This window comes from Vibrio sp. 811 (assembly GCF_033339195.1).
In genome coordinates this window covers 1-673 of record NZ_JAWOUB010000462.1, presented here as the reverse complement: position 1 = coordinate 673, position 673 = coordinate 1, and the positions used below count along the sequence as shown (strand labels likewise).

Sequence of the window (673 nt, the reverse complement as noted above, 5' to 3'; positions counted from 1 at the left end):
GCACCCACGATCGCTTTGTTGCTTTGGATCGGCATGTTGCACAGTTGACTCACCAACTTGCTAGTACGATGGATTTCTTCGTGCTTGATCCCCGTGCTTACGCCCAGAAGCTCTTGACGCGTCTTGATGATCATCGCGATCTCTTCTAGTGAGCAGTTACCCGCACGCTCGCCGATACCATTGATGGTGCCTTCAATTTGGCGAGCACCGGCTTGTACTGCTGCAATTGAGTTTGCGACCGACATGCCCAAGTCATCATGACAGTGCACAGAAATGATGGCCTTGTCGATGTTCGGCACGCGGTTGAAAAGCGTTTGGATGATGCCACCGAACTCGCTTGGCACTGTGTAGCCAACGGTATCGGGAATGTTGATGGTGCTTGCTCCAGCATCAATTGCGGCTTCAACCATGCGACATAGATTGTCGATTGGGGTTCGGCCTGCGTCTTCACAAGAAAATTCGACATCATCGGTGTAGTTACGCGCGTGTTTAACGGCGTTGACCGCCATTTCAAGTACGTCATCGTAACTGCGGCGTAGCTTGTCTTGAACGTGAATCGTGGAAGTGGCTAGAAAAGTGTGGATACGGAATTGGTCAGCAACTTTTAGCGCCTCAGCTGCGGCATCGATGTCTTTCGCAACGGCACGCGAAAGGGCACAAACTCGGCTATTTT

Annotated in this window: 1 pseudogene; it reads right to left on the bottom strand. The window is 51.6% G+C overall.

Features of this window, described 5'->3' with window-relative positions:
• A pseudogene (locus R7Q46_RS27495) lies at positions 1-673 on the bottom strand (2-isopropylmalate synthase); the annotation flags it as partial.